This window comes from Arthrobacter phoenicis, assembly GCF_047238215.1.
In the GTDB taxonomy this organism is placed as follows: Bacteria; Actinomycetota; Actinomycetes; order Actinomycetales; family Micrococcaceae; genus Arthrobacter.
In genome coordinates, this window is sequence record NZ_JBDFMK010000001.1 from 873816 (window position 1) to 900113 (window position 26298).

The window sequence follows — 26298 nt, forward strand, 5'->3', positions numbered from 1 at the left end:
TTCGGCCTCTGGCGTCCTTCTACGCCGGATAGAAGAATGGGCCCATGATGTTCGAACACGCTGAAGGTCAACCGATCCTGACTCTGACCGAGGATCAATGCTGGAAACTCATCGAAGGCACCAAACACGGAAGGCTGGTTGTCACCGTCGGTGGCGAGCCGGACATCTTCCCGGTGAACTACGCCGCCGCTGACCGAAAGCTCTATCTGCGCACCGCCCCCGGCAACAAACTCGCCGAGCTCACCATCAACGCCAAGGTCCTTTTCGAAACGGACGGCATCCTCTCCGAAGAAGCCTGGTCGGTGGTGGTGCGCGGAACGGCACGCGCCCTGGAACACTCCGCGGAGATCGCCGCCGCGGAGGCGCTTCAGCTCAAGCCCTGGGTTCCCACGCTCAAGGACTTTTACGTCGAGATCGCCCCCACCGCCGTCAGCGGACGCCACTTCCAGTTCGGCGAACACCCGGAACGGGACATCTAGGGCAGAGCCGCGGGAAGAATACCCACCAGAAACACGGCCGGCCGCAGCCGGCAGCCCTGCCTAGACTTAACTCATGGCGGACAGTCTGACCCCGGAACGGCGCAGCTGGAACATGTCCCGCATCCGGGGCAAGAACACCAAACCCGAGCTCCTGGTCCGCAGGCTTCTGCACGCCAAGGGCTACCGCTACCGCCTCCACGGCACCGCCCGGGGCGGCAAGCTCCCGGGCAACCCGGACCTCGTGTTCGCCGGCCGGCGCAAGGTCATCTTCGTGAACGGCTGCTTCTGGCATTTCCACGACTGCCGCGTGGGCCAGCACGCGCCGAAGAGCAACGCCGAGTTCTGGGAGACCAAACGCAGCCGCACGAAGGCCCGCGACGCCGAACAGCGCAAGCGGCTCGAAGACCTGGGCTGGGAGGTCCTCACGCTCTGGGAGTGCCGCATCAACGATCTCCCCGCTTTGGAAGCCGAGCTGGAATCCTTCCTCGGCCCGGAAAGCTCCGGCAACGCAACGCACGGCGCCAACGTGACGCACGACACGCCGTCGAACCCTTCGCGCGCAGCCTCCGCGTCCTAGGCGCTACCGGCCGGTAATCTCGGCATCGCCGGCACTGCCCCAGCGCCGGTTTGATGCAACCCGCCGTCGTGCGCCGTTGACGATTTCGGGGTAAGAGACCTGTGCCGGTATGCTCGCGTCGGAAATATCTGGGCCCTGCCCAGAGACAGTCTTGCGCACCTGGGCTAAACTCGGCATTCGGGGAACTAGGACTCTATCGGTCAGTACGTGGGGGTACTACTCACTCCTCAGGAGAAGCACGATGCCACACCTATTGTTGTCCACCGAGGCCCGCCCGCTGCACGCGGTTCGCAGTCCGGAGGCCGCGTCGGAGCTCGATCCCCTCCGCCGGCAGGTGACCGACATCATCGACGCCATTCTTTCCGACGAGAACCCCGAAGAGGCACTCGTCCGCGAACGTCTCCGCCAGCACGTGGCGGACAATCCAGGCCAGCCCGAGAAGGCGCTGCTGAACCACCTGCTCTCGGTTTCCACCACCGTTCAGGACGGCACGGCCTAACCACAGGCCACCGGCCTAGCGGCTGATGGTTGCCTGACGCACCACTTCGCCCCACGACTGCTGAGCCAGGTCTGCCACCGAGGCGAGAATCTGCGCCGGCGGCTGGGACAGATCAAGCGGAAACTCCACCACGTCGATGTCCGTGTTCAGGATCCGGCGCAGCTTGATCTCCCCCGACCCCGGGTAGATCAGCCAGGCGGTAGGCACCCGCAGCGACGTGCAGTAGGCCAGCATCCGGTAATGGTCCCCCGAGAGGGAGGCACCGACGTCGGACGCGGCCTGGTACTTCGCGTCGTACACCATCACGGGACGGCCGCCGAGCAGGTGCACCGCGCCGGGCTGGACCATGATCCGGTCCGCGTCGTCCACCGCCTCGTTCAGCATGGCGTTGTACCGCAGCCGCATCTCTCCCGGGAATGCGCCCATCGCCTCGCGCAGGGCGACGCCTACGAAGTCGGAAAAGACCTTGGCCATGTCGACGACGAACGACGCCGCCTGCTGCTTGCCGTCGCCGGCCTCGGCCGAGGCGTTGCGCAGGATGAGTTCGGCCAGGCGCAGCGCCGGGTGGTACCGGACATTCATCCGGCTGGCCCGCCACGGCGGCAGCGGCGCCCCGGACTGCAGCCGGGTGACGGCGTCGAGCTTGCCCTTCAACCGCCGCAGCCGGCTCAAGACGTCCGCCCGGACCCCCGGCACTTGCGACATCCGCTCCAACGCCGCGCGCAGGATCCGGTTTTCCGGAATGTCCTCGGTGAATTCGTCGTAGGAGACCTCCAGCGGCACCAGCATGCCGGGCCGCCGGGAAATCTGGTCCGAGATCCGGATCCTGCCCTTGACGGTCCGCAGCGATTCGTCCACATTCAGGTACCCCTGCAGGACGCCGCTGCTCAACGCCCGGTCGGCGAGCTGGGCCAGGGACTCGGCCAGGGCACTCCAGAGTTCGGCGTCCTCTACCGCAGCAACCGCGTCATCGCGAAAGCCCTGGTTCTCGGTGTAGCCGAGCAGGAACAGCAGTCGGGCGAGACCCAGACGCTCCTTGGGCCGGACCTCCAGCTGGACCGTGGGGGTGCGGACCGAGCCGACCTTCCCGACCGGTTCGATCCGGAACAGGCCCATGCCCAGCGGCGACGCCTTGGCCAGGCCGCTGCCGTTGATGTACGCGGCGCTGCCGGGATCGAGGCGCTCCACCACGCCCTGGGACAGCTCGTCCATAGCGATGTGCCGGGCGGCCGGCTGCCCGGCGGGACCCGCGTGGCCGCCGTCGCCCCGCCCGGGTGACCGCCCGTCGCCGGGCTGCCCGGAGCCCGGCTGCGCGTACCCGTCCCGGAGGGCGCTAGACGCGGGCAAGGCGACCCATCAACTGCTCGAGCCCGAACCGCTCCTGCAGCTGGGCGCGGTTCAGCTGACCGTGGTAGTGCTCCTCGAGCAGCGGCATCAGTTCGTACTTCCAGATCCGCCGCAGCCCCGCCGGGGTCTGGGCGGCCTTCTTCATGAAGTAGGACGGCCCGATCATCAGGTCCCGGTCCCACTCATCGATTGCGTTGTTCAGCTCATCGAGCAGCAGCGCCGGCGTCGTGTCGAGGCCTCGGGCCTGCAGGAACCGCAGCAGCGTTCCCTGCACGGGTTCGGTGCTGGGGTGCAGCTCGATGAAGGAGAACCGGCGCCGGATCGCGGCGTCCATCATGGCGATGGAGCGGTCCGCGGTGTTCATGGTGCCGATGATGTAGAGGTTGTCCGGCAGCGAGAACGGCTCGGTGGGACTGTACTGCAGGTAGATCCGGTCGTCGCGGTACTCCAGCAGGAAATACAGCTCGCCGAAGACCTTCGCCAGGTTGGCGCGGTTCATCTCGTCGATGATCAGGAAGTAGGGCTTGTTCTCGTTGCCCGGCTTCGCGGCTTCCTCGGCCAGCCGGCGCAGCGGACCGGCCACCAGCTTGAAGGACACCTGGCCCTCGTCGGTCTTGTCCGGGCGGTAGCCCTCGAAGAAGTCCTCGTAGGCGTACGAGGGGTGGAACTGCACCAGCTTGACCCGCTCGTCGCCGGTATCGCCGGCCAGTTCCGCGGCGAGGTGCTTGGCCAGGTAGGTCTTGCCGGTGCCGGGCGGGCCGTAGAGCACCAGCTGCCGGTTCTCCTCCAGCATTTCGGCGATTTCCTGCAGCGGCTCCAGGTCCATGTGCAGGGTCGCGGCGAACTCCGGGGTCAGGGGCCGGAAGCCTTCAACCACGGGCTCGACGACGGCGGCCGGCTCGTCGCCGTCGACGGTGTCACCCTCGGCCTCGGCCGGGAGCAGCGCCTCGAGCGCCTGGATGACGCGGGTGACGTCCACGACGACGCCGGAGCTGGCCAGCTGCCGCTGCACGTGCCGGGGCAGCTCGGCCAGCTGGTGGTCGCCGTCGAACCAACGGACCTTGCGGCGCAGCCGGCGGTTGTCCTCGTTCTGTTCGGGCTCGCCCAGCACCACGCCCACGCGCACCGCGCCGGCGCTCTGGTAGAGGGTGAGGTCGCCCGGCTTCATGACGGTCAGGAAGGCGAAGACGGCGGTCTTGGTGTCCTCGCGCTCGACGTAGCTCAGGTGCTTGTAGTCTTCGTCGACGGCGTGCTGGACCAGGCCCGCGGTGACTCCCGGGTCGAGCTGGCGGAGGTGCTCGACGTCGAGCGTCACCGCTTCCTCGTCCTGCCATGCGGCGAGCAGCTCGGCGTTGTCGTGGTGGCTGCGCAGCAGCCAGGCGCGGCGGCCGGGGTCCCCCACCTTGCGCCACTGGCTGACCAGCTGCCGGGAGTACCAGTCGATCCGCTGTCCGGCCTGCTCGTCCAGGTGCAGGCGGATGCGGTGGATGTCGGCGGAGATTTCCTCGTCCGAGTCGCCCTTGGCGCCACCGATGAGGGAGGCGAACGCGTCCCGGATCTCCTGGCGTTCGACGTCGGCCACGATCGGTTCGAAGTAGGCCGGCCAGACCAGGAATTCGATGCTGCGGCGGATCGCCGGCTGGTCATCGGGGGTGCCCATGGTCAGCTCGTGGAACGCCAGCGGGTCCTTGATGGCGGCCTGCACGACGCCGGCGGGACGCTGCGCGACGTGGCGGACGAAGCGGCAGAGCCACTTCAGGTGGTCCCAGATGGTCCAGTTGAACTCGGCGGTGCGGTCCCGGATGACGCCGTGATCCGTCATGCCGGCGTAGAGCTCCTCCGGCAGGTCCAGGGGAGGCTCGAGCCAGGACGCGGCCTCGGCCACGCGGGCGCGCTTGACCTTGAGGGACTTCACCTCGTGGGCCAGCGGGAGTGACTGCAGGAACAGCAGTTCGACGGCGAGCTGCTTCGCGCCGCGGGTGGCCCCCTCGAGGTTTTCCCGCAGGTTGGTCATCATGGGTGCCTTGGGGTCCGGGATGCCCCGTTCCAGCCGCTCCAGCAGCTCCGAGGCGGCGGCCACGGACCAGGTCCGGGTGCGGCCGTCCAGCGGCGACGCCTTGCCGAGCAGACCCGGGCCGAGCACAAACCACGCCGCGTCTTCGATTTCCTTGGAGATACCGAGGGCGCGGTGCATGGCAGGCTTTTTGTGGGGGGTCATGCCCTCCAATTTACAGGCTTAAGCTGAACGCCCGCATCACGGGGCGGCCCGCCGCCGGACCGTCCGGGACGTTCTCCAAGCGCCCGTGCGGGCTACTTGCCGCCGGCCTTGCGCTTCACGCCGAAGGTGAAGTAGCTGCCGGGCCCGACGAAGTTCACCAGCGTGGCCACACGCCAGAGCGCCTTGCTGCCACGGATTTCCTCCGCCGGGCGGCGGGAGATGTCCCGTTGCGCCGCGACCAGGAGGGAGAGCTGAACGAGGGCCGCCGTGACGGTGCCGAACTTCGCCATCGGCGAGAGTTCCTTCCACGTCTTCTTCCTGCCCGCCGCCTTGCTTCGCTTGGCCATGGTCCGTGCTCCTCGCTCTGGTCGGTTCTGTTGCCGATGCCCGTGGGGCGCGTCCAGTCTAGGGCGGGGCGGGCGGCCGCGGTAAGGGCCTCCCGCCCCGTTCCGCCGTGGGAAGCTCCGCGTCGTCAGTGGGCGGTGAACTGCTCCAGCTTGGCCTTCTGCTCCGGGGTCAGCCGCACCACCCGGCCGGTGGCCTCGTCCACGAAGGCCAGGTGGCTGCTGGCCTTGACGCAGTCCTCGCCGGTCACGGGGTCCTGGACCAAGTAGTGGATGTCGAAGCTGGCACCCTTGACTGCGCCGATCCAGAGCTGCACGAGGGCCGGGATGTTGCGGTACTCCAGGGTCCGGACGTAGCGGATGCGGTGTTCGACCACCAGCGCCAGGATGCCGGCAGGAACCTCGTTGAAGAGCGGGACCACCGGCTCAAGGCCGGGCAGTCCGGTGCCGCCGGGCGGCCCGAAGGCGGCGATGCGCGCCTCCTCCAGGATCCGGACCAGCTGGACATTGTTGATATGGCCGTAGGCGTCCATGTCGCCCCAGCGCATCGGCACCCGCACCTCCAGCCGTCGCGGCTCCGCTCCCCCGGAGGCTGCGCTCCCGGCGCCTGCGCTCCCGGGGACGGGACCGTCGGTTCCGCCCAAGGCCTCGGGGCCCCCGGCCGCCGCGGCGCTCAGCTGCGTACCGGCGCCGGGCCGCCCGCGGCGTCGGCCAGTGCCGCCTCCGCGTCCTCGCCGGCGAACTGGGACATGTACAGCCGGTAGTAGGCGCCCTGGCTCTCGAGCAGCTCGGCGTGCCGGCCCTGCTCCACGATCCGGCCGGCCTCCATCACCAGGATGGTGTCCGCGTCCCGGATGGTGGAGAGCCGGTGTGCGATGACGAAGCTGGTCCGTTCGGTCCGCAGCGCGGCCATGGCCTTCTGGACCAGCGCCTCGGTGCGGGTGTCCACCGAGCTGGTGGCCTCGTCCAGGATCAGCAGCGACGGGTCGGCCACGAAGGCGCGGGCGATGGTGATCAGCTGCTTTTCGCCGGCGCTGACGTTGTTGCCTTCCTCGTCGATGACCGTGTCGTACCCGTCCGGCAGGGCCCGGACGAAGCGGTCCACGAAGGTGGCCTTCGCGGCGGCCATGATCTGGTCCTCGGTGGCGTCCAGCTTGCCGTAGCGGATGTTCTCGTAGATGGTGCCGCCGAACAGCCAGGCGTCCTGCAGCACCATGCCCACCTTGGAGCGGAGTTCGGCGCGGCTGAGCCGGGTGATGTCCACGCCGTCCAGGGTGATGGTGCCGGCGTTGAGCTCGTAGAAGCGCATCACCAGGTTCACCAGCGTGGTCTTGCCGGCGCCGGTGGGTCCGACGATCGCGACTGTGTGGCCGGGTTCGGCGGTGAAGGACAGGTCCTCGATCAGCGGCTTGTCCGGGGTGTAGCTGAAGGTGACGTGGTTGAACTCCACGTGACCGTCGGTCCTGGCCGGCAGCTGCTCGGTGGCGGTCTCCGGATCCTGCTCGTCGGCGTCGAGGAACTCGAACACGCGCTCGGCCGAGGCGACGCCGGACTGCAGCATGTTGGCCATGCCGGCCATCTGGCCCAGCGGCTGGGTGAACTCGCGGGAGTACTGGATGAACGCGGTGGCGTCGCCCAGGCTCATCCCGCCGGAGGCCACGCGCAGGCCGCCGACGACGGCGATGCCCACGTAGCTGAGGTAGGAGACGAACTGCATCACCGGCATGATCATGCCGGAGACGAACTGGGCGCCGAAGCTGGCCTTGTAGAGTTCCTCGTTGCGCTCATCGAAGCGGGCCAGCATGTCCGCGTCGCGGCCGAAGACCCGGACCAGGTCGTGGCCGGAGAAGGACTCCTCGATCTGGCCGTTCAGCTCGCCGGTGTTCTTCCACTGCGCGGCGAACAGCTTCTGGCTGCGCGCGCCGATGACACCGGCGGCCACCCCGGAGAGCGGCAGCGCGATGAGGGCGATCAGGGCCAGCTGCCAGGACACGATGAACATCATGATGACGATGCCGATCACGGTCAGCGCCGAATTCACCAGCTGCGCGAACGCCTGCTGCAGGGCCTGCTGGATGTTATCGACGTCGTTGGTGACCCTGGAGAGGATGTCGCCGCGCTGCCGGGTGTCGAAGTAGTTCAGCGGCAGGGCGTTGAGCTTCTTCTCGGTGTCATCCCGCAGCCGGCGCACCACCCGCATGACCAGGACGTTGAGGACGTAACCCTGCAGCCAGAGGAAGATGTTGGCGACGAAGTACATCACCAGCACCACGCTGATGAGGAACGCGAGCTTTTGGAAGTCGATGCCAACGCCGGGGATCACGTCCATCCGGGAGAGCATGTCCGCGAAGTTGTCCTGGCCCTGGGCGCGGAGCCCGGCGATGAACTGGTCCTTGGTGGCCCCGGCGGGGAGCTGCTTGCCGACGACTCCGCCGAAGATCACGTCCATGGCCCGACCGAGGATCCGGGGTGCGACGACGTTGAGGACGACGGCGACGGTCACCATTGCCAGGACGGCGATGATGCCTGTCCGTTCGGGTTTGAGCAGGCCCATCAGGCGCTTCGCCGAGGGCCAGAAGTGCTGGGCCTTCTTTGCCGGGACGGCGCCGAACATGCCGCCGTCGGCCTCGCCGGGGGTGAATTCCTCCTCGACGAAGTCCTCGTCGACGGTGTCTTGTCCCTCCTGCGGGCCGGTCACGGTGCCGTCGAGAGGGGTTTCGTTCGGCGCGGTGCGGCCGAGCTTTTCGTTGGTGCTCACGCGATGGCCTCCGCGGTCAGCTGGGATTCGACGATTTCCTGGTAGGTGCTGGAGCTTTCGAGGAGCTCCTCGTGGGTGCCGCGGTCCACGATCCGGCCCTTGTCCAACACCAGGATCTGGTCCGCGTCGGCGATGGTGGAGACCCGCTGGCCCACGATGATGACGGTGGCATCCGCGGTTTTGGCCTTGAGGGCCTTGCGCAGCCGGGCGTCGGTGGCGACGTCGAGCGCGGAGAACGAGTCGTCGAAGAGGAAGACCTTCGGTTCGGTGACCAGGGCCCGGGCGATGCAGAGCCGCTGGCGCTGGCCGCCGGAGACGTTGGTGCCGCCCTGGGCGATCCGGGCGTCGAGGCCGTTCTTCTTCTCCCGGACGAAGTCGGCGGCCTGCGCCACGGTGAGGGCGTCCCAGAGTTCGGCGTCGGTCGCCTCGGACTTACCGAACCGCAGGTTGTGCCCGATGGTTCCGGAGAACAGGTAGGGGCGCTGCGGGACCATGGCCACGCGGCCGGTGATCTCGGCGCGGTCCAGGTTGGTGACGGGGACGCCGTCCAGGAGAACCTCGCCGGCGGCGGCGTCGAAGAGGCGCGGGAGCAGGGCCAGCAGGGTGCTCTTGCCGGCGCCGGTGGAGCCGATGATGGCCACCGTCTGGCCGGGTTCGGCGGTGAAGCTGATGTCGCTGAGCACGGGGGCCTCGGCGCCGGGGTAGGCGAAGGAGACGTTCCGGAACTCCACCCGGCCGGCCCGGGCGGCGGGCGCGACGGGGGTGCCGGGTTCGTGGATGGAGGGTTCGACGTCGAGCACCTCGCCGATGCGGTCCGCGCAGACGGAGGCGCGGGGGATCATCATGGCCATGAAGGTGCCCATCATGACCGCCATCAGGATCTGGAGCAGGTACTGCAGGAACGCGGTCAGCGAGCCGACCTGCATCTCCCCCGCGTCCACCCGCTGCCCGCCGAACCAGAGCACGGCGGCGGTGGAGATGTGCAGGATCATGCCGATCGCCGGGAACATTAGGACGAACAGCGAACCGATCTTGAGCGAGACGTTGGTCAGGTCCTGGTTGGCCGCGCCGAAGCGCTGCTCCTCGTGCGGTTCACGGACGAAGGCGCGGACCACGCGGATGCCGATGATCTGCTCGCGCAGGACGGCGTTGAGCCGGTCGATCTTGGCCTGCATGGAGCGGAACAGCGGCATCAGCCGGACCACGAGGTAGCCGACCACCACCACCAGCAGCGGCACGGACACCCACACCAGCCAGGAGAGGTTCAGGTCCTCGCGGAGGGCCATCACGATGCCGCCGATGCACATGATGGGCGTGGCCACCATGAAGTTGAGCGCCATCAGCATCAGCATCTGCACCTGCTGCACGTCATTGGTGCCGCGGGTGATCAGCGACGGCGCCCCAAAGACATTGACGTCGCGGGCGGAGAAGCTGCTGACCTTGTGGAAGACGCCCCGGCGCAGGTCCCGGCCGAACGCCATCGCGGCCCGGGAACCGAAGTAGACGCCCGCGATGGCCGTGACCACCTGGACCAGGGCGACGCCGAGCATCAGGGCGCCGGTGCGCCAGATGTAGTCGGTGTCGCCACGGGAGACGCCCTCGTCAATGATCTGGGCGTTGAGGCTGGGCAGGTACAGCGCAGCGATGGTGGAGGCCAACTGGAAGACGACGACGGCCGCGATGAACGGCAGGTACGGCCTCGAGTAGCGCCTGATGAGGGTGAGAAGCATGCCCACTGGTCCTTCTGGAAGAAGCGGTTAATCCAAATACATGACAAAAGTAAAGCAGCAGGGGCTGACAGCCTTAGCCGTCCAACTCTACGAGGTCTTGGGCGCCGGCGGAACAGCGTCAGGAAAGGCAGACCAACGGCCCCGCACCTCCCCTCGCGGGAAGGTACGGGGCCGTCGGATCCGAGCTGCGACGCCGGGCGGTGCGCGGGGCTATTCGCCGCGGTGCCGGCCGTGCGTGGCGATGTAGTCCGCGGCGGCGCGCTGCAGCTTCCGTTCCTTGGCCAGCTGGCGGCGGAGCGTGGTGAGCTGCTCGGCCACACGGGCCTGTTCGGCGGCGATGGCGCGCTGCTCGGCGGCCTGGTCGTGCACCGCTCGCAGGGCATCAGCGAGCTGGACCTGCTGCTCGGCCAGCAACCGCTGGGTCTGCATGAGCAGCTGGAGCACGTCGGCGTCGTCGGCCTTCGCGTCCGCCACCATGGTCCGGGACCGGAGGCGGGCGCCCTCACGCTCGGCGCGGGCGTCGGCGTCGTCGGCCGGGCCCTGCTCGCGGGCCGCGGCGGGGAACCGGGTTCCGCCGTTGCGTTGCCGGCTCAGGACCTCGATGAACTCGCGGTCCAGGTCCACGATCCCGGTAGGGGTGGTGTCCGTGCCCGGCTCGGCGGAACCCTGGACGGCAGAACCGTGCGCGGCGACGGCGTGGGCGGCAGCCCCGGCGTCGATGTCCGCGCCGGAACCGGTGATCGCTCCGGACGCCGCGGTCTGGGCGGCGGGCTCGGCCTGGACGTCCACGGTGCGGCGCAGCGGCTTCTCCTTGATGAACAGGACCGAAACCAGCGCCAGGATGCCCACGATCGCCGAGATCATGAAGATTTCCGCCGTGGCGTCACCGTAGGCGGCGCGCATGATGTCGCGGATCTGCGGGGGCAGGTCTTTGAGGTCCAGGCTGCCGCCGGAGGAGCCGCCCTGGACGGGGATCCCGGCTGCGGCCAGGCCCTGGGTGGCGAGTTCCTTGACCCGGTTGCCCAGGACGGCGCCGAGGACGGACACGCCGATCGCGCCGCCGACGGAGCGGAAGAACGCGACCGAGGCGCTGGCGGTCCCGATGTCCGTGGCCCGGACGGTGTTCTGGACGGCGAGGACCAGGTTCTGCATCAGCAGGCCCAGGCCGAGGCCGAGGACCGCGGTGTAGAGGCCGGTGATCCAGAGGTCGGTGGTGTGGTCGATGGTGCCGGCGAGGCCCAGGCCGCCGATCAGCAGGATGGAACCGGCGATCAGGTAGCGCTTCCACTTGCCGGTGCGGCTGATCAGCTGGCCGGAGAGGACCGAGCCGATCAAGTTGCCGGCAATCATCGGCAGGGTCAGCAGGCCGGCCTCGGTGGGGCTGGCGCCGCGGGCCACCTGGTAGTACTGGCCCAGGAACGCGGAGGAACCGAACATCGCGACGCCGACGGCGACGGAGGCCAGGATGGCCAGGGCGGTGGTGCGCTCGGAGATGATCTTGAGCGGGATGACCGGCTGCGCGACGCGGCCTTCGACGAAGACCAGCAGGGCCAGGAGGGCGATGCCGCCGCCGACCATGGCGACCGTCTGCCAGGACCACCAGTCGTAGTAGTCCGGGTTGCCGGCGAAGGAGACCCAGATCAGCAGCAGGCTGACGCCGGAGGTGAGCAGGATCGAGCCCAGCCAGTCGATCTTGGCGGGACGCTTGACGTGCGGGAGCTTCAGCGTGATCTGCAGCAGGATCAGGGCGATGATGGCGAGCGGGACGCAGACAAAGAAGGTCCAGCGCCAGCCCAGCGGGCTGTCCACGATGAAGCCGCCCAGGAGCGGGCCGCCCGCGGTGCCGACGGCCATGACGGCGCCCATGTAACCGGAGTACTTGCCGCGGTCACGCGGGGGGATCATCGAGCCGATGATGGCCTGGGCGAGCGCGGTGAGGCCACCCATGGCGATGCCCTGGATGACGCGGGCCGTGAGCAGGAACGGGATGGTCTGCGAGAAGCCCGCCATCACGGAGCCGGCGACGAAGACGACGATGCTCAGCTGGACCAGGAACTTCTTGTCGAAGAGGTCCGCGAGCTTGCCCCAGATGGGGGTGGTGGCCGCGTTGGCCAGCAGCGCGGCCGTGATCACCCAGGCGAAGTCGGTCTGGGTGCCCTTGAGCTCCGACATGATGGTCGGCAGGGCATTCGCGACGATGGTGCTGCTGATGATCGCGGTGAAGAACGCTGCCAGCAGGCCGGTGAGGGCCTCCATGATCTGGCGGTGCGACATCACCACCTGCGGTGCGGGCTGGGGATTCTGCGTGGCTGTCGGGGATGGCCCGGCGGCCGCTGCGTGACTGGCCATATCTTTACTCCTCAACAAAGGTGGTGGTATCGGTGGATCCGGCCGTCTTTGCCCGGGCCGAGTTCCGAAGGGACTCGGCAAGTTTTTTCAGTGAGCGGGCGGTCTCTTCGACGTCGTCCTCGCTCCAGTCCTGCAACAGGGACTGCAGGCTGGCCGCCCGGTGTTCCTCGATGACGCGGAGCTTCTCCACGCCGGCCGGGGACAGCGCCACCAGCTGGGCGCGGCCGTCCTCGGGATCGGGCCGGCGCACGACGTAGCCGTGGTCGACCAGCTCCGAGAGGTGCCGGCTGAGGACCGGGGCGCTGACGCCGAGCCGTTCCGCCAAGTGGGTGGCTCGGGTCTCGCCCTCCCCCACGAAGCGGAGGACGCCCTGAAGCGCGACGCCGGTATCGTCACCACGCAGGCTTGCGGCGGCAACGCACCGGACGGCGCGCTGAAGATCAAAAATGTGGTGGACCAACTTGGCTGCAGTGGTCGATGCGACTGACATATGAGGATGCCCCCTTATTTGCTTGCCCGAAGCAACAATACATGAAATTGATTGCTTTGGGAAACTAAGGGCGTTCCTGGGTGGCCTCGCGAGACTTGCCCGGGGTCGTCCGGATACGGCGAAAGGCCCCGATCCGGGCGGATTGGGGCCTTTCGTACTACGGTTTTTTGACGTCGGGTTTTTAGAGGTCGGGTGTTTAGACGTCCAGGTGGGTCGGGGCGAACATCTTGAGCAGGGTTTCGACGACGACGACGTTGGGGCCGTCCGCGGCGAAGCCCGCCTTCAGCGCCTCCCCCACGTCCTCGGGGGCCACCCGGACCGCGGGAACGCCGAACGCCTCGGCGAGCTTGACGAAGTCCGGCCGCGCAAGCTCGGTGGCCGTGGCCTTGCCGAAGGCGCCCACCATGTACTCGCGCAGGATGCCGTAGCCGCCGTCGTCGACGATCAGCCAGGTGACCGGGACGTTGTGCTGCTTGGCCGTGGCGAGCTCGGAGATGGAGTACATCGCCGAGCCGTCACCGGAGACTGCCAGGACCCGGGCCGAGGCGCCGGACTGCCCCGTCGTCTCGAGGCCCACCGCCCCGCCGATTGCTGCGGGGAAGCCGAAGCCCAGGCCGCCGGCGCCCTGCGCGGAGTGGAACTGGCCCTCGCGGGCGTCCCAGCAGCTCCAGGCCCAGTAGGCGGAGATGGTCATGTCCCAGAAGGTCTGCATGGTGGCGGGCACCGCCTCGCGGATGTCCGCCATGAACTGCAGTTCCTTGCCGAGGTCCTGGGACTCCAGCCGGGCACGGACCTTGGCGAGGGTGTCCTTGACCAGGGTTTCCGGCGGGGTGCCGTGCCAGTCGGCGCGTTCCCCGTGCGGTTCGAGCAGCGCTTCGTCGAGGGCGGCAAGGGCCTGGCCGGCGTCGGCGCGGATGCCGAGACCCGGCCGGTTCGATTCGAGCACGCGGGGTTCGGCGTCGATCTGGATGATCCGGCCGCGCGGCTCGAAGGTGAAGTAGTTGGAGGTGACCTCGCCCAGGGAGGAGCCGATGACGATTAGCACGTCGGCGTCCTCGAGCAGCTCGGTCATGTGCTGGTCTTCGATCCAGGACTGCAGCGAGAGTTCGTGGGTCCAGGGGAAGGCGCCGTTGCCGCCGGGGGTGCAGATCACCGGGGCGCGGAGCTTCTCGGCCAGGGACAGCAGGGACTTCTCGGCGTGGCCGCGGCGGGTGCCGCCGCCGGCGATGATGGCCGGGCGCTTGGCGTCCTCGAGCCATTTCACGGCCTCGCGGACCAGCTCCACCCGGGGCGGGTTATCGGCGGCCTCGGCGAGGGCGTCCTCCACAGGGGGCACCATGATCGGGTCAAGCAGCACGTTCTGTGGGATTTCGATCCAGACCGGGCCCTGCGGGGAGGAGATGGCCTCGGTCCAGGCGTCCTGAATGGCCGAGGGGATGCCGGAGGCGTGTTGGATCAGGCGCTGGCTCTTGGTGACGTTGGCGGCGGAGGCCTTTTGGTCATCGAGCTGGTGCAGCATGCCCTTACGCCGGGCACCGAGTCCCTCGAGCGGGATCTGGCTGGCCACCACGACCATCGGCACGCCGGTGGCGTAGGCCTCCTGCAGGCCGGCCAGGGAGGTCAGTGCGCCGGGGCCGGTGGAGAGGAAGAGCACGCCGACCTCACCGGTGGCGCGGGAGTAGCCGTCCGCGGCGAAGGCGGAGTTGTTTTCCACCCGGGAGGAGACGAACTGGAGGTTGCCGCGGCCCATGGCGTCGAATAGGCCCAGGGCGTGCTGGCCGGGGATGCCGAAGACGGTCTTGGCGCCGAGCGCTTCCAGGGTTTCGACGACGAGGTCGCCGCCGTTGCGCACGCCGCTCATCGGGCTGCCTCCGCCGATGCGGCCGGGGCCTGGGCGGGAGCGGCGGCGAAGCCGGCCGGGCGGCGGTTTTCGCGGCCCAGCGCCTGCGCCGCGTAGCCGTTGCCCGACGTCGGACCGCCGTCGGCCGCGTTGTCCGCCATCAGGGTGACCAGTTCGTAGACGACGTGGCTGCCGGCGACGCCGGTGATGTCCGCGTGGTCGTAGGCCGGGGCGACCTCGACGACGTCGGCGCCCACGAGGTTCATGCCGCGGAAGCCGCGAATGATCTCGATCAGTTCGCGGCTGGTGAGGCCGCCGGCTTCCGGGGTGCCGGTGCCGGGGGCGTGGGCCGGGTCGAGGACGTCGATGTCGACGGAGATGTAGAGCGGGCGGTTGCCGATCCGGTCGCGGACCTTGGCGACGGTTTCCAGCACGCCCTGGTAGTAGACGTCGGCGGAGGTGACGATGCCGAAGCCGAAGCGGTGGTCGTCGTCAAGGTCCTTCTTGCCGTAGAGCGGGCCGCGGGTGCCGATGTGGCTGATCGCCTCGGTGTCGAGGATGCCCTCCTCGACGGCGCGGCGGAAGGGGGTGCCGTGGGTGTATTCGGCGCCGAAGTAGGTGTCCCAGGTGTCCAGGTGGGCGTCGAAGTGAAGCATGGCCACGGGCTGGCCGGCGCGTTCGGCGGCGGCGCGGAGCAGCGGCAGGGCGATGGTGTGGTCTCCGCCGAGGGTCAGCAGCTTGCTGCCGGCGGCGGTCAGGTCCAGTGCGTTCTGCTGGATGGACTCGATGGCCTCGTTGATGTTGAACGGGTTGACCGCCATGTCGCCGGCGTCGGCCACCTGGAGGTTCTCGAAGGGGCTGACGTCCCAGGCCGGGTTGTAGGGGCGCAGCAGGCGACTGGCCTCGCGGACGTGGTTGGCGCCGAAGCGGGCGCCGGGCCGGTAGGACACCCCGGAGTCGAAGGGCACGCCCACCACAGTGACGTCCGCCTTGGCCACCTGGTCGAGGCGGGGCAGGCGGGCAAAGGTGGCCGCGCCGGCGTACCGGGGGATACGGGCGGAATCGATGGGGCCAAGGTTTCCGTTGGCCTCGATGCGCAACTCTTCCAAGCGGGCGTCTCCTTCTGGATACGGGGTGGATGTGACTGCCATCATACACTTGAAGTTGCCTCCTGCGCACCTGTTGTTTACTTCCGATCGTTGGGTCCGGGGAGCCCGCGCGTTCCTCCCCGGTTACTCCGGCCCGCGCTCAAGTTCAGCCGGCGGGACCCCCGTCATTCCGCGGATCGGCCCGGGCGGGATCGGGTGGCCGCTGGGGTAACCGGGGAGGAACGCACGCCTAGCCGGGCGAATTTCCCTCCGGAGTTGTCCAGATAGGCCCGCTCCCCCGTTCCGGGCAGCCCCGTTCGGGCCTGGACTGGGTCCCATGGATCCGCTCACCTATCTGTCTCAGCTCGGCGGCGTGGCCCGGACCGGGCAACTGCTGGCCGCGGGCTACTCCCGGCGGGATGTTGCGCGGCTGGCCGCACTCATCCGGCAACCGCGGCGGGGCATTTTTGCCCTCCCGGACTGCCGCCCGGAGTTCCTCGCCGCTGTCCTCAACGATGCCCGGGTGACCTGCGCGAGCGCCGCGGCCCACTACGGGCTCTGGCTCCGCGTGGCACCGGACAGCCATCATCTGGCCTGCAACCACGGCCACGGCGGGGCGGAGGTGAGCGGGCAGGAACGTACGGGGAAAGGAGCTACTGGCTGGCGGCGGGGACCAGAACCCAGAGCACCTCGACGGGTTCGTCGGTGGGGTTGATCCAGGTATGCGGCTCGCGGCCGGGGAAGGTGACGGTGTCGCCGGCCTCCAGGTCGAAGGCCTCGTTGGTCAGGACCAGCCGAATGCTGCCCTTGACCACGTGCAGGACGTCGACGTCGCAGTCCACGGCGTACAGCTCGGACTCGCCGCGGCCGCGGGGTTCGATCACGGCCTGGATGATCTGCAGCCGCCGCTCCGACCGGGCCGTGAGCAGCCGCTCCACGATCCCCTCGCCGCCCAAGGAGATCCGCGGGCCCTCCCCCCGACGGGTCAGGTGCGTCTCCGGCGCGGCGAAGAGGTCGCCGATGGAGATGGAGAGGACCTGGCACAGCGTCACCAGGGAGCTCACCGACGGGGAGGTCAGGTCCCGCTCCACCCGGCTCAGGAAGCCCTTGGTCAGGCCGGTGGCGTCGGCTACCTGTTCGATGGTGAGCCGCTGGGACTGCCGCGCGGCGCGGATTCTGGAGCCGATGGCAACCGGAACGTTGCTCGGTTCAACAGGGAGAGCCTTCATATGGGAACCTTTCACGGCCGGCCGCGCGGCCCCAGCATTGGTGCCAATCCTAGCCGTTGCCCCGAGGCCGTTCCCCGCTGGGACACACGGCGTTCACAGGTTGACTGTAAGCACCATCACAACCTAGCGTTTGGCAACAGGTGTTGCCTATTTGGCAATGAACGTTACACCTCGCACCCTCCGCATGTTCTTCCGTCCAGCAGATCCGGCGGCCGCTTCGCAGTGCCGCGGCCGGCCCGCGGGCTGCCACAACCGCTCCAAGGAGCCTTTATGGATGCACAATTCCTCAACATCGCCATCGTGGTGGTGTACCTGATCGCCATGCTGGCGTTCGGCTGGTGGGGCAAGTCCCGCACCAAAAACAACAGCGACTTCCTCGTGGCCGGCCGCCGGCTCGGACCCTTCCTCTACACCGGCACCATGGCCGCCGTCGTCCTGGGCGGCGCCTCCACCGTCGGCGGCGTGGGCCTGGGCTACAAGTTCGGCATCTCCGGCATGTGGCTGGTGGTGGCGATCGGCGCCGGCGTCCTGCTGCTGAGCCTCCTCTTCGCCGGGACCATCCAGAAGCTGAAGATCTACACCGTCTCCCAGATGCTGACCCTGCGCTACGGAAGCCGCGCCACCCAGGCCTCGGGAATCGTCATGCTGGCCTACACGCTGATGCTCTGCGCCACCTCCACCGGCGCCTACGCCACCATCTTCGTGGTGCTCTTCGGCTGGGACCGGGCGCTCGCGATCGCCGTCGGCGGCGCGATCGTGCTGGTCTACTCCACGATCGGCGGCATGTGGTCCATCACCCTGGCGGACCAGGTCCAGTTCGTGATCAAGACGGTCGGCATCTTCCTGCTCATGCTCCCGTTCACCCTGAACGCCGCGGGCGGCCTGGACGGCATCCGCAGCCGCGTGGACGCCAGCTTCTTCCAGATCGACGGCATCGGCACCCAGACGATCATCACCTACTTCGTCGTCTACACCCTTGGCCTGCTGATCGGCCAGGACATCTGGCAACGCGTGTTCACGGCCAAGACCCCCTCCGTCGCCCGCTGGGGCGGTTCGACGGCCGGCCTCTACTGCATCCTCTACGGTGCCGCCGGCGCCCTGATCGGCCTGGGCGCCCGCGTGGCCCTGCCCGCCATCGATGTCAAGGCCCTCGGCAAGGACGTGGTCTACGCGGAGGTCGCCACCAACCTGCTGCCGATCGGCATCGGCGGCCTGGTGCTCGCCGCCGCCGTCGCCGCAATGATGTCCACCGCTTCCGGCGCACTGATCGCCGCGGCCACCGTGGCCCGCGCCGACGTCGTGCCCTTCGTCGCCGGCTGGTTCGGCAAGACCGTCAACACCGACGACACGGACAACCCGGAGCACGACGTCAAGGCCAACCGCATCTGGGTCCTGGGCCTGGGCGTCGTGGCGATCGTCATCGCGATCATCACCAAGGACGTCGTCGCCGCGCTCACCATCGCCTACGACATCCTGGTCGGCGGCCTGCTGGTGGCGATCCTGGGCGGCTTGGTCTGGAAGCGCGGCACCGGTATTGCCGCCGCTGCGTCCATGGCCGTGGGATCGGTCATCACCCTCGGCACCATGATCATCCTCGAGATCAACGCCGAGGTCCCGCTGGACGGCATCTACGCCAACGAACCGATCTACTACGGCCTGATCGCTTCGGCGCTGGTCTACGTGGCGGTCTCGCTGCTGACCAAGCCGACCGACGCCGCCGTGATGCGCTCGTGGCAGCAGCGGGTCGCCGGCGGTTCGGCGGAGCAGGAGCCGGACGAGGTCCCGGTTCTCACGCACTAACGGTCCGCCCGGACTAAGAACGACGGCGGCGCCTCCCTTGGTGGCGCCGCCGTCGTGTTGTGTGGGGGCCGGGGTTATCCGCCATCCTCGGGGCCGCGGAACTCGTCCGCGTCCGGCGACCCGACGGGCTGGTCCTCACCCAGGAAGTCCTCCGTGTCCAGCGGCAGGCGCTGGTCGGCCTCCTCCAACAGCTCCTCCTCGACGGTCTCCGAGTCCTCGACCGGGGCGTCGTCGGCGAAGTCGTAGTCGGGGTCGGACTCGACGGAGTCCCTCGACGGCCGGGCGGCCTGTGATCCGGTGTTGTCCATGGTGCGACCTCCGTGCGCTTGGGCTGGCAGCGGTGTGCGGTTGCTCCGCTCCCGTTTACGGGGGCGCCTGGCGGGCCTGCCGGGAATCCCGCCTGGCGTTTTCATTCGAACACCGGCCGCGCTTCCGGTCAAGGAAACGCCGCCGGTGCCTTGGGGCGCCGGCGGCGGTTCGCGGGACTGTGCGTCGGACGCTGCTCTTAGGAGACCGGAAGCGCCGACTGCCGGGGAAGGAGCGGGGCGAAGAAGGCGGCGAGTTCCGCCGTCGCCGTCAGCGGCAGCACCGTGGCGACGTACTGGTCCGGCCGGACCACGACGACGGCGCCGTCCCGGCTGATGCCGCGCAGGTCGAAGATGTCCGCGGCCGGGTCCGTGCCGTAGACCTTCTCCAGGTAGGTCAGCGCGAAGGGGCCGACCTGGGGCTTGAACACGTCCGGGACGGCGGTGATGTCCACCTCCGTGTGGGGCTGCTGGTAGATGACCTTGACGTCGAACCAGGCATCCCGGTCCAGGCCTTCGGGCGTCGCGGCCACGGGCGATTCCGGGGCCCGGGCCAGCCAGGCCGCCAGGTCCGTGGTGGGCGAGGGGATGCCCGCTACGGCGGGATCCGCGAAGACGTAGACCCGCCACCGGCCGTCCGCCGTGGCCTGGTGGCCCAGGTGCAGGGGGTTGGTGTCGCAGACCCGCACCACGGGCGCGGACTTGAAGCGCTTGCCGATCGGGAACCCGGCGGCGAGGTCCTGGTGCGCCGGCTCGCCGATCAGGATGGACGGGGCGTACTGGGTCATGAAGCCGGCCGGGAATTCGGCGGTGCTGACGTAGAAGTCCTCCAGCTCGGAGGGGCTGTTGAACTCCTCCGGCTTCTTGGCCATCAGGGTGGACCATTCCTTGTCGAAGTCGATGAGGTTCTTCGCCACCACCTGGCGCTCGGCCGAATAGGTCGCCAGCAGGTCCTCCGGGCTGCGTCCCTCAAGCACGTGGCCCAGCTTCCAGCCGATGTTGAAGCCGTCCTGCATGGAGACGTTCATGCCCTGACCGGCTTTGGCGCTGTGGGTGTGGCAGGCGTCGCCGGTGATGAACACCCGCGGGGTGCGGGTCCCGCGGTCCGCGGGGACGACGTCGTCGAACCGGTCGGTGAGCCGGTGGCCCACCTCGTAGACGCTGTGCCAGGCGACGTTGCGCACGTCCAGCGTGTAGGGGTGGATGATGGCGTTGGCCTTGGCGATGATCTGCTCGATGCTGGTCTGCCGGACGGCGCCGGCGTCGCCCTCGGGGACCACGCCCAGGTCCACGTACATGCGGAACAGGTGGCCGCCCTCGCGCGGGATCAGCAGGATGCTGCCGCCGGAGCCTGAGGTGATGGCGCACTTGGTGCGGATGTCCGGGAAGTCGGTGTTGGCCAGCACGTCCATGACGCCCCAGGCGTGGTTGGCCTTGTCCCCGGCCATGGTGCAGCCGATCGAGTCGCGGACGCGGCTGCGGGCGCCGTCGGCGCCGACGACGTACTTGGCCCGGACGGTGCGCTCGGTGCCGGCGTCGGGCCCGGCGGTGCGGGTGAGGGTGACGGCGACGGGGTAGTCGCCCTCCCCCACCTCGAGGCGGACGAAGTCCCAGCCGTAGTCCGGCCGCATCCGGGCCGGGGAGTTGGCCATGAACTCGGCGAAGTAGTCCAGGACGCGGGCCTGGTTGACGATCAGGTGCGGGAATTCGCTGATGCCGGCGGGGTCGTCCAGGGCGCGGGCGGAGCGGACGATCCGGGAGGGGTCGGCCGGGTCCGGCTTCCAAAACGCCATCTCGGTGATCCGGTACGCCTCGGCGATGATCCGCTCGGCGAAGCCGAAGGCCTGGAACGTCTCGACACTGCGTGCCTGGATGCCGTCGGCCTGGCCGATGGCGAGGCGGCCCGGGCGGCGTTCGATGATGCGGGTGCTGACACCGGGGAACTGGGCGAGCTGCGCGGCGGCCAGCATGCCGGCGGGACCGGTACCGACGATCAGCACGTCCATCCGGTCGGGCAGCTCGTCGGGGCGGTCGAGGCCGACGCCGGCGGCGGGCTGGACCCGCGGGTCACCGGAAACGTATCCGTGGTGGTGGAAATGCACGGGCTGTCCTCACTTCGTTGTGTGGCGTTGGGTTTCGGGCGCCGGATGCGCGGCCCGATGTGTTCGATAATAGAATTTTGCGTTCGATAATAGAACGTTTATGCCTGCTCATCGACTGTACGGCAGGTATGACGCAGCTTACAAGTGGCCCGAAATATCCCGCCGGGACGGGGTTGACAGAGTCCCACCGCCGGGGGACAGTGATCGTATACGATTTCGTACTCGATGAGGAGTAGCTCTTGGAACAGGTTACCGACCACACCCTGGCCGCGGCACGGAAGGTCATTGCGGTCCACCTCAATTACCCCAGCCGGGCCGCCCAGCGCGGCCGCACGCCGGAGCAGCCCTCTTACTTCCTGAAGCCATCGTCCTCCCTGGCCCTCTCCGGCTCAAGCGTCGAACGTCCCGCCGGCTGCGAACTGCTCGGCTTCGAGGGCGAGGTGGCCCTGGTGATCGGCAAGGACGCCCGCCGCGTCGGCATCGGGGACGCCTGGAGCTACGTCGCCGCGGTGACCGCCAGCAACGACCTCGGCGTCTATGACCTGCGCTACGCGGACAAGGGCTCCAACCTCCGCTCCAAGGGCGGGGACGGGTTCACCCCGGTGGGCCCGGCCCTGATCCCCGCCGACGCCGTCGACCCCGCCGGGCTGCGGATCCGCACCTGGCACAACGGCGAACTGGTCCAGGACGACACCACCGGGGACCTGCTCTTCCCCTTCGCCCGGCTGGTCGCGGACCTGTCCCAGCTGCTCACGCTGCAGGAGGGCGACATCATCCTCACCGGCACCCCCGCCGGCGCCTCCGTAGCGCGGCCCGGCGACGTCGTCGAGGTCGAGGTCAGTAGCGGTGCGCACAGCACCGGCCGGCTGCGGACCACGGTGACCGAGGGAACGACGCCGTTCGCCGACTTCGGCGCCGGCCCCAAGGCCGACGACACCCAGCGCGAGGAGGCCTACGGCTCCCGCGCGGCGGCCGGCCTCCCCGCCGCCGAGAGCCCGGCCACAGGGACGGCGCAGTCCCTTCCGGCGGAACTGAAGGCGAAACTGGAGAGCGTCTGTACCGCCACCCTGTCCTCCCAGCTGCGCAAGCGCGGCCTGAACAATGTCAGCATCGACGGGCTCCAGTCCACCCGCCCCGGGAAGCGGATCGTGGGCCTGGCCCGGACCCTGCGCTATGTGCCCAACCGGGAGGACCTGTTCAAGACCCACGGCGGCGGCTTCAACGCCCAGAAGCGCGCCATCGACACCGTCAACGACGGCGAGATCCTGGTCATGGAGGCCCGCGGCGAGAAGGGCACCGGCACGGTCGGGGACATCCTGGCCCTCCGTGCCCAGGTCCGCGGCGCGGCCGCCATCATCACCGACGGCGGCGTCCGCGACCTCTCCGCCGTCGCCGCCCTGGACATGCCCACCTATTTCGCCAACCCGCACCCGGCCGTCCTGGGCCGCCGCCACGTCCCCTGGGACACGGACATCACCATCGCCTGCGGCGGCACCACCGTCCAGCCCGGGGACATCATCGTCGCCGACGCCGACGGCATCCTGGTGATCCCGCCGGCCCTCGCCGCGGAACTGGCGGAAGACTCCATCGCCCAGGAACGCGAGGAAGCCTTCATCGCCGAGATGGTGGCCCAGGGCCACAGCGTGGACGGCCTCTACCCGCTCGACGCCGCGTGGCGGGCGAAGTACGAAGCCTGGGACGCGGAGCGGCCCCGTGACTGAGACCGCAACACCAGGCACCGCATCAACGGGTGCCGCCAGCAAGTCCCAGCTGGCCTACGACGCGGTCAAGGCCAGGATCGTGGACGGCAGCTACTCCCCCGGCTACCGGCTGGTGCTCGGCGCCATCGCCAAGGACCTGGGCGTCAGCGTGGTCCCGGTCCGGGAGGCGATCCGGCGGCTCGAGGCCGAGGGACTGGTGACGTTCGAGCGGAACATCGGCGCCACCGTCGCCGGGATCGACCCCACCGAGTACCTCTACACCATGCAGACCCTCAGCATCGTGGAGGGCGCGGCGACCGCGCTCTCCGCTCCCCTGATCGGCGCCGCTGACGTGGCCCGGGCGCGGGCGGTCAACGCCGAGATGCGCGAGTGCCTGCGGCATTTTGACCCGGTCCGGTTCACCCGGCTGAACCAGGACTTCCACAGCGTCCTGTTCGAACACTGCCCCAACCCGCACATCCTGGACCTTGTGCACCGGGGCTGGAACCGGCTGGCCGCGCTCCGGTCCTCCACGTTCCGCTTCGTCCCCGGCCGGGCCAGCGAATCGGTCGAGGAGCACGAGGCGCTGCTGCGGCTGATCGAGGACGCCGCCGATCCCGACGAGATCGAGAAATCCGCCCGCCGGCACCGCAGCGCCACCCTGGACGCCTACCTCGCCCAGACCAACCACTGACTGACTGACCACCGATCACCAGATAGGACTTCAACGATGACGACTCCTGCAGAAACCACCGTCACCCGGCACGTGCCGGAGGACCTCCCCACCACCATCCAGCACTACATCAACGGCCGGTTCGTTGACTCCGTGTCCGGGAAGACCTTCGATGTCCTGGACCCGGCCTCCAACCAGACCTACGCCACCGCGGCCGCCGGCCAGAAGGAGGACATCGACCTCGCCGTCGCCGCCGCCCGCGAGGCGTTCACCAACGGCCCCTGGCCGACGATGAAGCCCCGCGAGCGCGCCCGGGTGCTGAACAGGATCGCCGACGCCGTCGAGGCCCAGGAGGCCCGGCTCGCCGAGCTGGAAACCTTCGACACCGGCCTGCCGATCACCCAGGCCAAGGGCCAGGCCCTCCGCGCGGCCGAGAACTTCCGCTTCTTCGCGGACCTGATCGTCGCCCAGTTCGACGACGCCATGAAGGTCCCCGGCGCCCAGATCAACTACGTCAACCGCAAGCCGATCGGCGTCGCCGGCCTGATCACCCCGTGGAACACCCCGTTCATGCTTGAGTCCTGGAAGCTGGCCCCGGCCCTGGCCACCGGCAACACGGTGGTGCTCAAGCCGGCCGAGTTCACCCCGCTTTCGGCCTCCCTCTGGGCCACGATCTTCAAGGACGCAGGCCTCCCGGACGGCGTCTTCAACCTGGTCAACGGCCTGGGCGAGGAGGCCGGGGACGCGCTGGTCAAGCACCCGGACGTGCCGCTGATCTCCTTCACCGGCGAGACCACCACCGGCCAGACGATCTTCCGAAACGCGGCGGAGAACCTCAAGGGCCTCTCGATGGAGCTCGGCGGCAAGTCCCCCTGCGTTGTCTTCGCCGACGCCGACCTGGACGCCGCGATCGACTCCGCCCTGTTCGGCGTCTTCTCCCTCAACGGCGAGCGCTGCACCGCCGGATCCCGGATCCTGGTCGAACGCCCCATCTACGAGGAGTTCTGCCAAAAGTACGCCGCCCGGGCGAAGAACATCGTCGTCGGCGACCCGCAGGACCCCCGGACCGAGGTGGGCGCGCTGGTTCACCCCGAGCACTACGCGAAGGTGGCCTCCTACGTCGAGATCGGCAAGTCCGAGGGCCGGCTGCTGGCCGGCGGCGGCCGCCCGGAGAACCTCCCCGAGGGCCTGGACAACAGCAACTACATCGCCCCGACCGTGTTCGCCGACGTCGCCCCCGATGCTCGGATCTTCCAGGAGGAGATCTTCGGCCCCGTCGTCGCGATCACCCCGTTCGACACGGACGAGGAGGCCCTCGCCCTGGCCAACAACACCAAGTACGGCCTCGCCGCTTACATCTGGACCCAGAACCTGACCCGCGCGCACACCTTCTCGCAGAGCGTCGAGGCCGGCATGGTCTGGCTCAACAGCCACAACGTCCGCGACCTGCGCACCCCCTTCGGCGGGGTCAAGGCCTCCGGGCTGGGCCACGAGGGCGGCTACCGCTCGATCGACTTCTACACCGACCAGCAGGCCGTCCACATCACCCTCGGCAAGGTTCACACGCCCAAGTTCGGCGGCCAGCCCAACTGACTCGCAGCTGAGGCCGTTTTCGGGCCCCATAACGGCCCGAGCTGCCAGTCAGTTGGGCCCGCCCCCACCTTTCAACGAAGAGAGACTCCCATGACCGACTTCATCCCCACCCCCACCTTCCCGGCGCCGGACATCGTCCGCTGCGCCTACATGGAGATCGTGGTCACCGACCTCGCCGCGTCCCGCGCCTTCTATGTGGACCTGCTCGGCCTGCACGTGACCGAGGAAGACGAGAACGCCATCTACCTGCGCTCCCTCGAGGAGTTCATCCACCACAACCTGGTGCTGCGCAAGGGACCCGTGGCCGCCGTCGCCGCCTTCGCCTACCGGGTGAAGTCCCCCGCCGAGGTGGACGCCGCCGAGGCCTACTACCGGGAGCTCGGCTGCCGGGTGGAGCGCCGCAAGGAGGGCTTCACCAAGGGCATCGGCGACGCCGTCCGGGTCGAGGACCCGCTGGGATTCCCCTACGAGTTCTTCTACGAGGTGGAGCACGTGGAGCGCCTCACCCAGCGCTACGACCTGTACTCCGCCGGCGAATTGGTGCGCCTGGACCACTTCAACCAGGTCACCCCGGACGTCCCCCGCGGCCGGAAGTACCTGGAGGACCTGGGCTTCCGGGTCTCCGAGGACATCAAGGACTCCGACGGCGTCACCTACGCCGCCTGGATGCACCGCAAGCAGACCGTGCACGACACCGCCCTGACCGGCGGCAACGGCCCGCGCATGCACCACGTCGCGTTCGCCACCCACGAGAAGCACAACATCATCCAGATCTGCGACAAGATGGGCGCCCTGCGGATCAGCGACCGGATCGAACGCGGCCCCGGCCGGCACGGCGTCTCCAACGCCTTCTACCTCTACATCCTGGACCCGGACGGGCACCGGATCGAGATCTACACCCAGGACTACTACACCGGCGACCCGGACAACCCCACCGTCACCTGGGACGTGCACGACAACCAGCGCCGCGACTGGTGGGGCAACCCCGTGGTCCCGTCCTGGTACACCGAGGCCTCCCTGGTCCTGGACCTGGACGGCAACCCGCAGCCGGTCATCGAGCGCACCGACGCCTCCGAGATGGCCGTCACGGTCGGCGCGGACGGCTTCTCCTACACCCGCAAGGACGGCTCCCCCGAGGGCGACCGGACCGGGTTCAAGCTCGGCGCGCAGCTCTGAC

Annotated in this window: 21 protein-coding genes; 8 read left to right on the forward strand and 13 right to left on the reverse strand. The window is 68.9% G+C overall.

Features of this window, described 5'->3' with window-relative positions:
• Positions 1-44: 44 nt before the first annotated feature.
• The 3 genes from ABC337_RS03845 (at position 45) to ABC337_RS03855 (ending at position 1555) form a co-directional block, all read left to right on the forward strand.
• Positions 45-479, forward strand: a complete 435-nt coding sequence (locus tag ABC337_RS03845) for a pyridoxamine 5'-phosphate oxidase family protein (protein ID WP_412882288.1) — start codon at positions 45-47, stop codon at positions 477-479.
• Between the two features lie 73 nt (positions 480-552).
• The gene (locus ABC337_RS03850; protein WP_412882287.1) at positions 553-1056 is read left to right on the forward strand and encodes a very short patch repair endonuclease; all 504 of its coding nucleotides are present in this window, start codon (positions 553-555) and stop codon (positions 1054-1056) included.
• A gap of 241 nt (positions 1057-1297) precedes the next feature.
• Positions 1298-1555, forward strand: a complete 258-nt coding sequence (locus ABC337_RS03855) for a hypothetical protein (protein WP_412882286.1) — start codon at positions 1298-1300, stop codon at positions 1553-1555.
• Positions 1556-1570: 15 nt separating this feature from the next.
• Here ABC337_RS03855 and ABC337_RS03860 read toward each other — a convergent pair whose 3' ends face one another.
• The 11 genes from ABC337_RS03860 to ABC337_RS03910 form a co-directional block, all read right to left on the reverse strand.
• Entirely contained in the window at positions 1571-2767 is a 1197-nt protein-coding gene (locus ABC337_RS03860) for a 5-methylcytosine restriction system specificity protein McrC (RefSeq protein WP_412883224.1), read from the reverse strand.
• A 121-nt stretch (positions 2768-2888) separates the two neighbouring features.
• Entirely contained in the window at positions 2889-5120 is a 2232-nt protein-coding gene (locus ABC337_RS03865; RefSeq protein WP_412882285.1) for an McrB family protein, read from the reverse strand.
• 92 nt (positions 5121-5212) lie between these two features.
• Complete coding sequence (locus ABC337_RS03870) at positions 5213-5467, reverse strand: hypothetical protein (protein WP_412882284.1); 255 nt, start codon at positions 5465-5467, stop codon at positions 5213-5215.
• Between the two features lie 125 nt (positions 5468-5592).
• Entirely contained in the window at positions 5593-6012 is a 420-nt protein-coding gene (locus ABC337_RS03875) for an acyl-CoA thioesterase (RefSeq protein WP_412883223.1), read from the reverse strand.
• Positions 6013-6137: 125 nt separating this feature from the next.
• The gene (locus ABC337_RS03880; RefSeq protein WP_412883222.1) at positions 6138-8078 is read right to left on the reverse strand and encodes an ABC transporter ATP-binding protein; all 1941 of its coding nucleotides are present in this window, start codon (positions 8076-8078) and stop codon (positions 6138-6140) included.
• Positions 8079-8218: 140 nt separating this feature from the next.
• On the reverse strand, positions 8219-9952 hold the full coding sequence (locus tag ABC337_RS03885; protein ID WP_412882283.1) for an ABC transporter ATP-binding protein: 1734 nt from the start codon (positions 9950-9952) through the stop codon (positions 8219-8221).
• Positions 9953-10162: 210 nt separating this feature from the next.
• Positions 10163-12301, reverse strand: coding sequence for an MFS transporter (locus ABC337_RS03890; RefSeq protein WP_412882282.1), 2139 nt, complete (start codon positions 12299-12301; stop codon positions 10163-10165).
• A 4-nt stretch (positions 12302-12305) separates the two neighbouring features.
• Positions 12306-12791, reverse strand: coding sequence for a MarR family winged helix-turn-helix transcriptional regulator (locus ABC337_RS03895; RefSeq protein WP_290258649.1), 486 nt, complete (start codon positions 12789-12791; stop codon positions 12306-12308).
• A 196-nt stretch (positions 12792-12987) separates the two neighbouring features.
• Positions 12988-14652: a thiamine pyrophosphate-binding protein gene (locus ABC337_RS03900; RefSeq protein WP_412882281.1), complete on the reverse strand. Its 1665-nt coding sequence runs from the start codon at positions 14650-14652 to the stop codon at positions 12988-12990.
• On the reverse strand, positions 14649-15740 hold the full coding sequence (gene speB, locus ABC337_RS03905) for an agmatinase (protein ID WP_412882280.1): 1092 nt from the start codon (positions 15738-15740) through the stop codon (positions 14649-14651). The genes ABC337_RS03900 and speB overlap by 4 nt, the downstream gene beginning before the upstream one ends.
• Positions 15741-16372: 632 nt before the next feature.
• Entirely contained in the window at positions 16373-16948 is a 576-nt protein-coding gene (locus ABC337_RS03910; RefSeq protein WP_412882279.1) for a helix-turn-helix domain-containing protein, read from the reverse strand.
• Positions 16949-17218: 270 nt separating this feature from the next.
• On the opposite strand from ABC337_RS03910, the gene ABC337_RS03915 reads away from it, so the two are divergent.
• Positions 17219-18748 (forward strand): sodium:solute symporter family protein, encoded by a 1530-nt coding sequence (locus tag ABC337_RS03915; protein WP_412882278.1) that lies wholly within the window; start codon positions 17219-17221, stop codon positions 18746-18748.
• A 74-nt stretch (positions 18749-18822) separates the two neighbouring features.
• Here ABC337_RS03915 and ABC337_RS03920 read toward each other — a convergent pair whose 3' ends face one another.
• Together ABC337_RS03920 and ABC337_RS03925 are read right to left on the reverse strand one after the other, a co-directional pair.
• Positions 18823-19056 carry a hypothetical protein gene (locus tag ABC337_RS03920; protein ID WP_364138655.1) on the reverse strand — a complete coding sequence of 78 codons (234 nt, stop codon included), beginning with the start codon at positions 19054-19056 and terminating at the stop codon, positions 18823-18825.
• A 197-nt stretch (positions 19057-19253) separates the two neighbouring features.
• Complete coding sequence (locus ABC337_RS03925) at positions 19254-21155, reverse strand: FAD-binding monooxygenase (protein ID WP_412882277.1); 1902 nt, start codon at positions 21153-21155, stop codon at positions 19254-19256.
• A gap of 239 nt (positions 21156-21394) precedes the next feature.
• On the opposite strand from ABC337_RS03925, the gene ABC337_RS03930 reads away from it, so the two are divergent.
• The 4 genes from ABC337_RS03930 to hpaD all read left to right on the forward strand — a co-directional run bounded on the left by ABC337_RS03930 (position 21395) and on the right by hpaD (position 26297).
• On the forward strand, positions 21395-22876 hold the full coding sequence (locus ABC337_RS03930; RefSeq protein WP_412882276.1) for a fumarylacetoacetate hydrolase family protein: 1482 nt from the start codon (positions 21395-21397) through the stop codon (positions 22874-22876).
• Positions 22869-23549, forward strand: a complete 681-nt coding sequence (locus tag ABC337_RS03935; protein WP_412882275.1) for a GntR family transcriptional regulator — start codon at positions 22869-22871, stop codon at positions 23547-23549. Before ABC337_RS03930 ends, ABC337_RS03935 begins: the two co-directional genes overlap by 8 nt.
• Positions 23550-23585: 36 nt before the next feature.
• Positions 23586-25121, forward strand: coding sequence for a 5-carboxymethyl-2-hydroxymuconate semialdehyde dehydrogenase (gene hpaE, locus ABC337_RS03940; RefSeq protein WP_412882274.1), 1536 nt, complete (start codon positions 23586-23588; stop codon positions 25119-25121).
• 90 nt (positions 25122-25211) lie between these two features.
• Positions 25212-26297, forward strand: coding sequence for a 3,4-dihydroxyphenylacetate 2,3-dioxygenase (gene hpaD / locus ABC337_RS03945; RefSeq protein WP_412882273.1), 1086 nt, complete (start codon positions 25212-25214; stop codon positions 26295-26297).
• Position 26298: the final 1 nt, after the last annotated feature.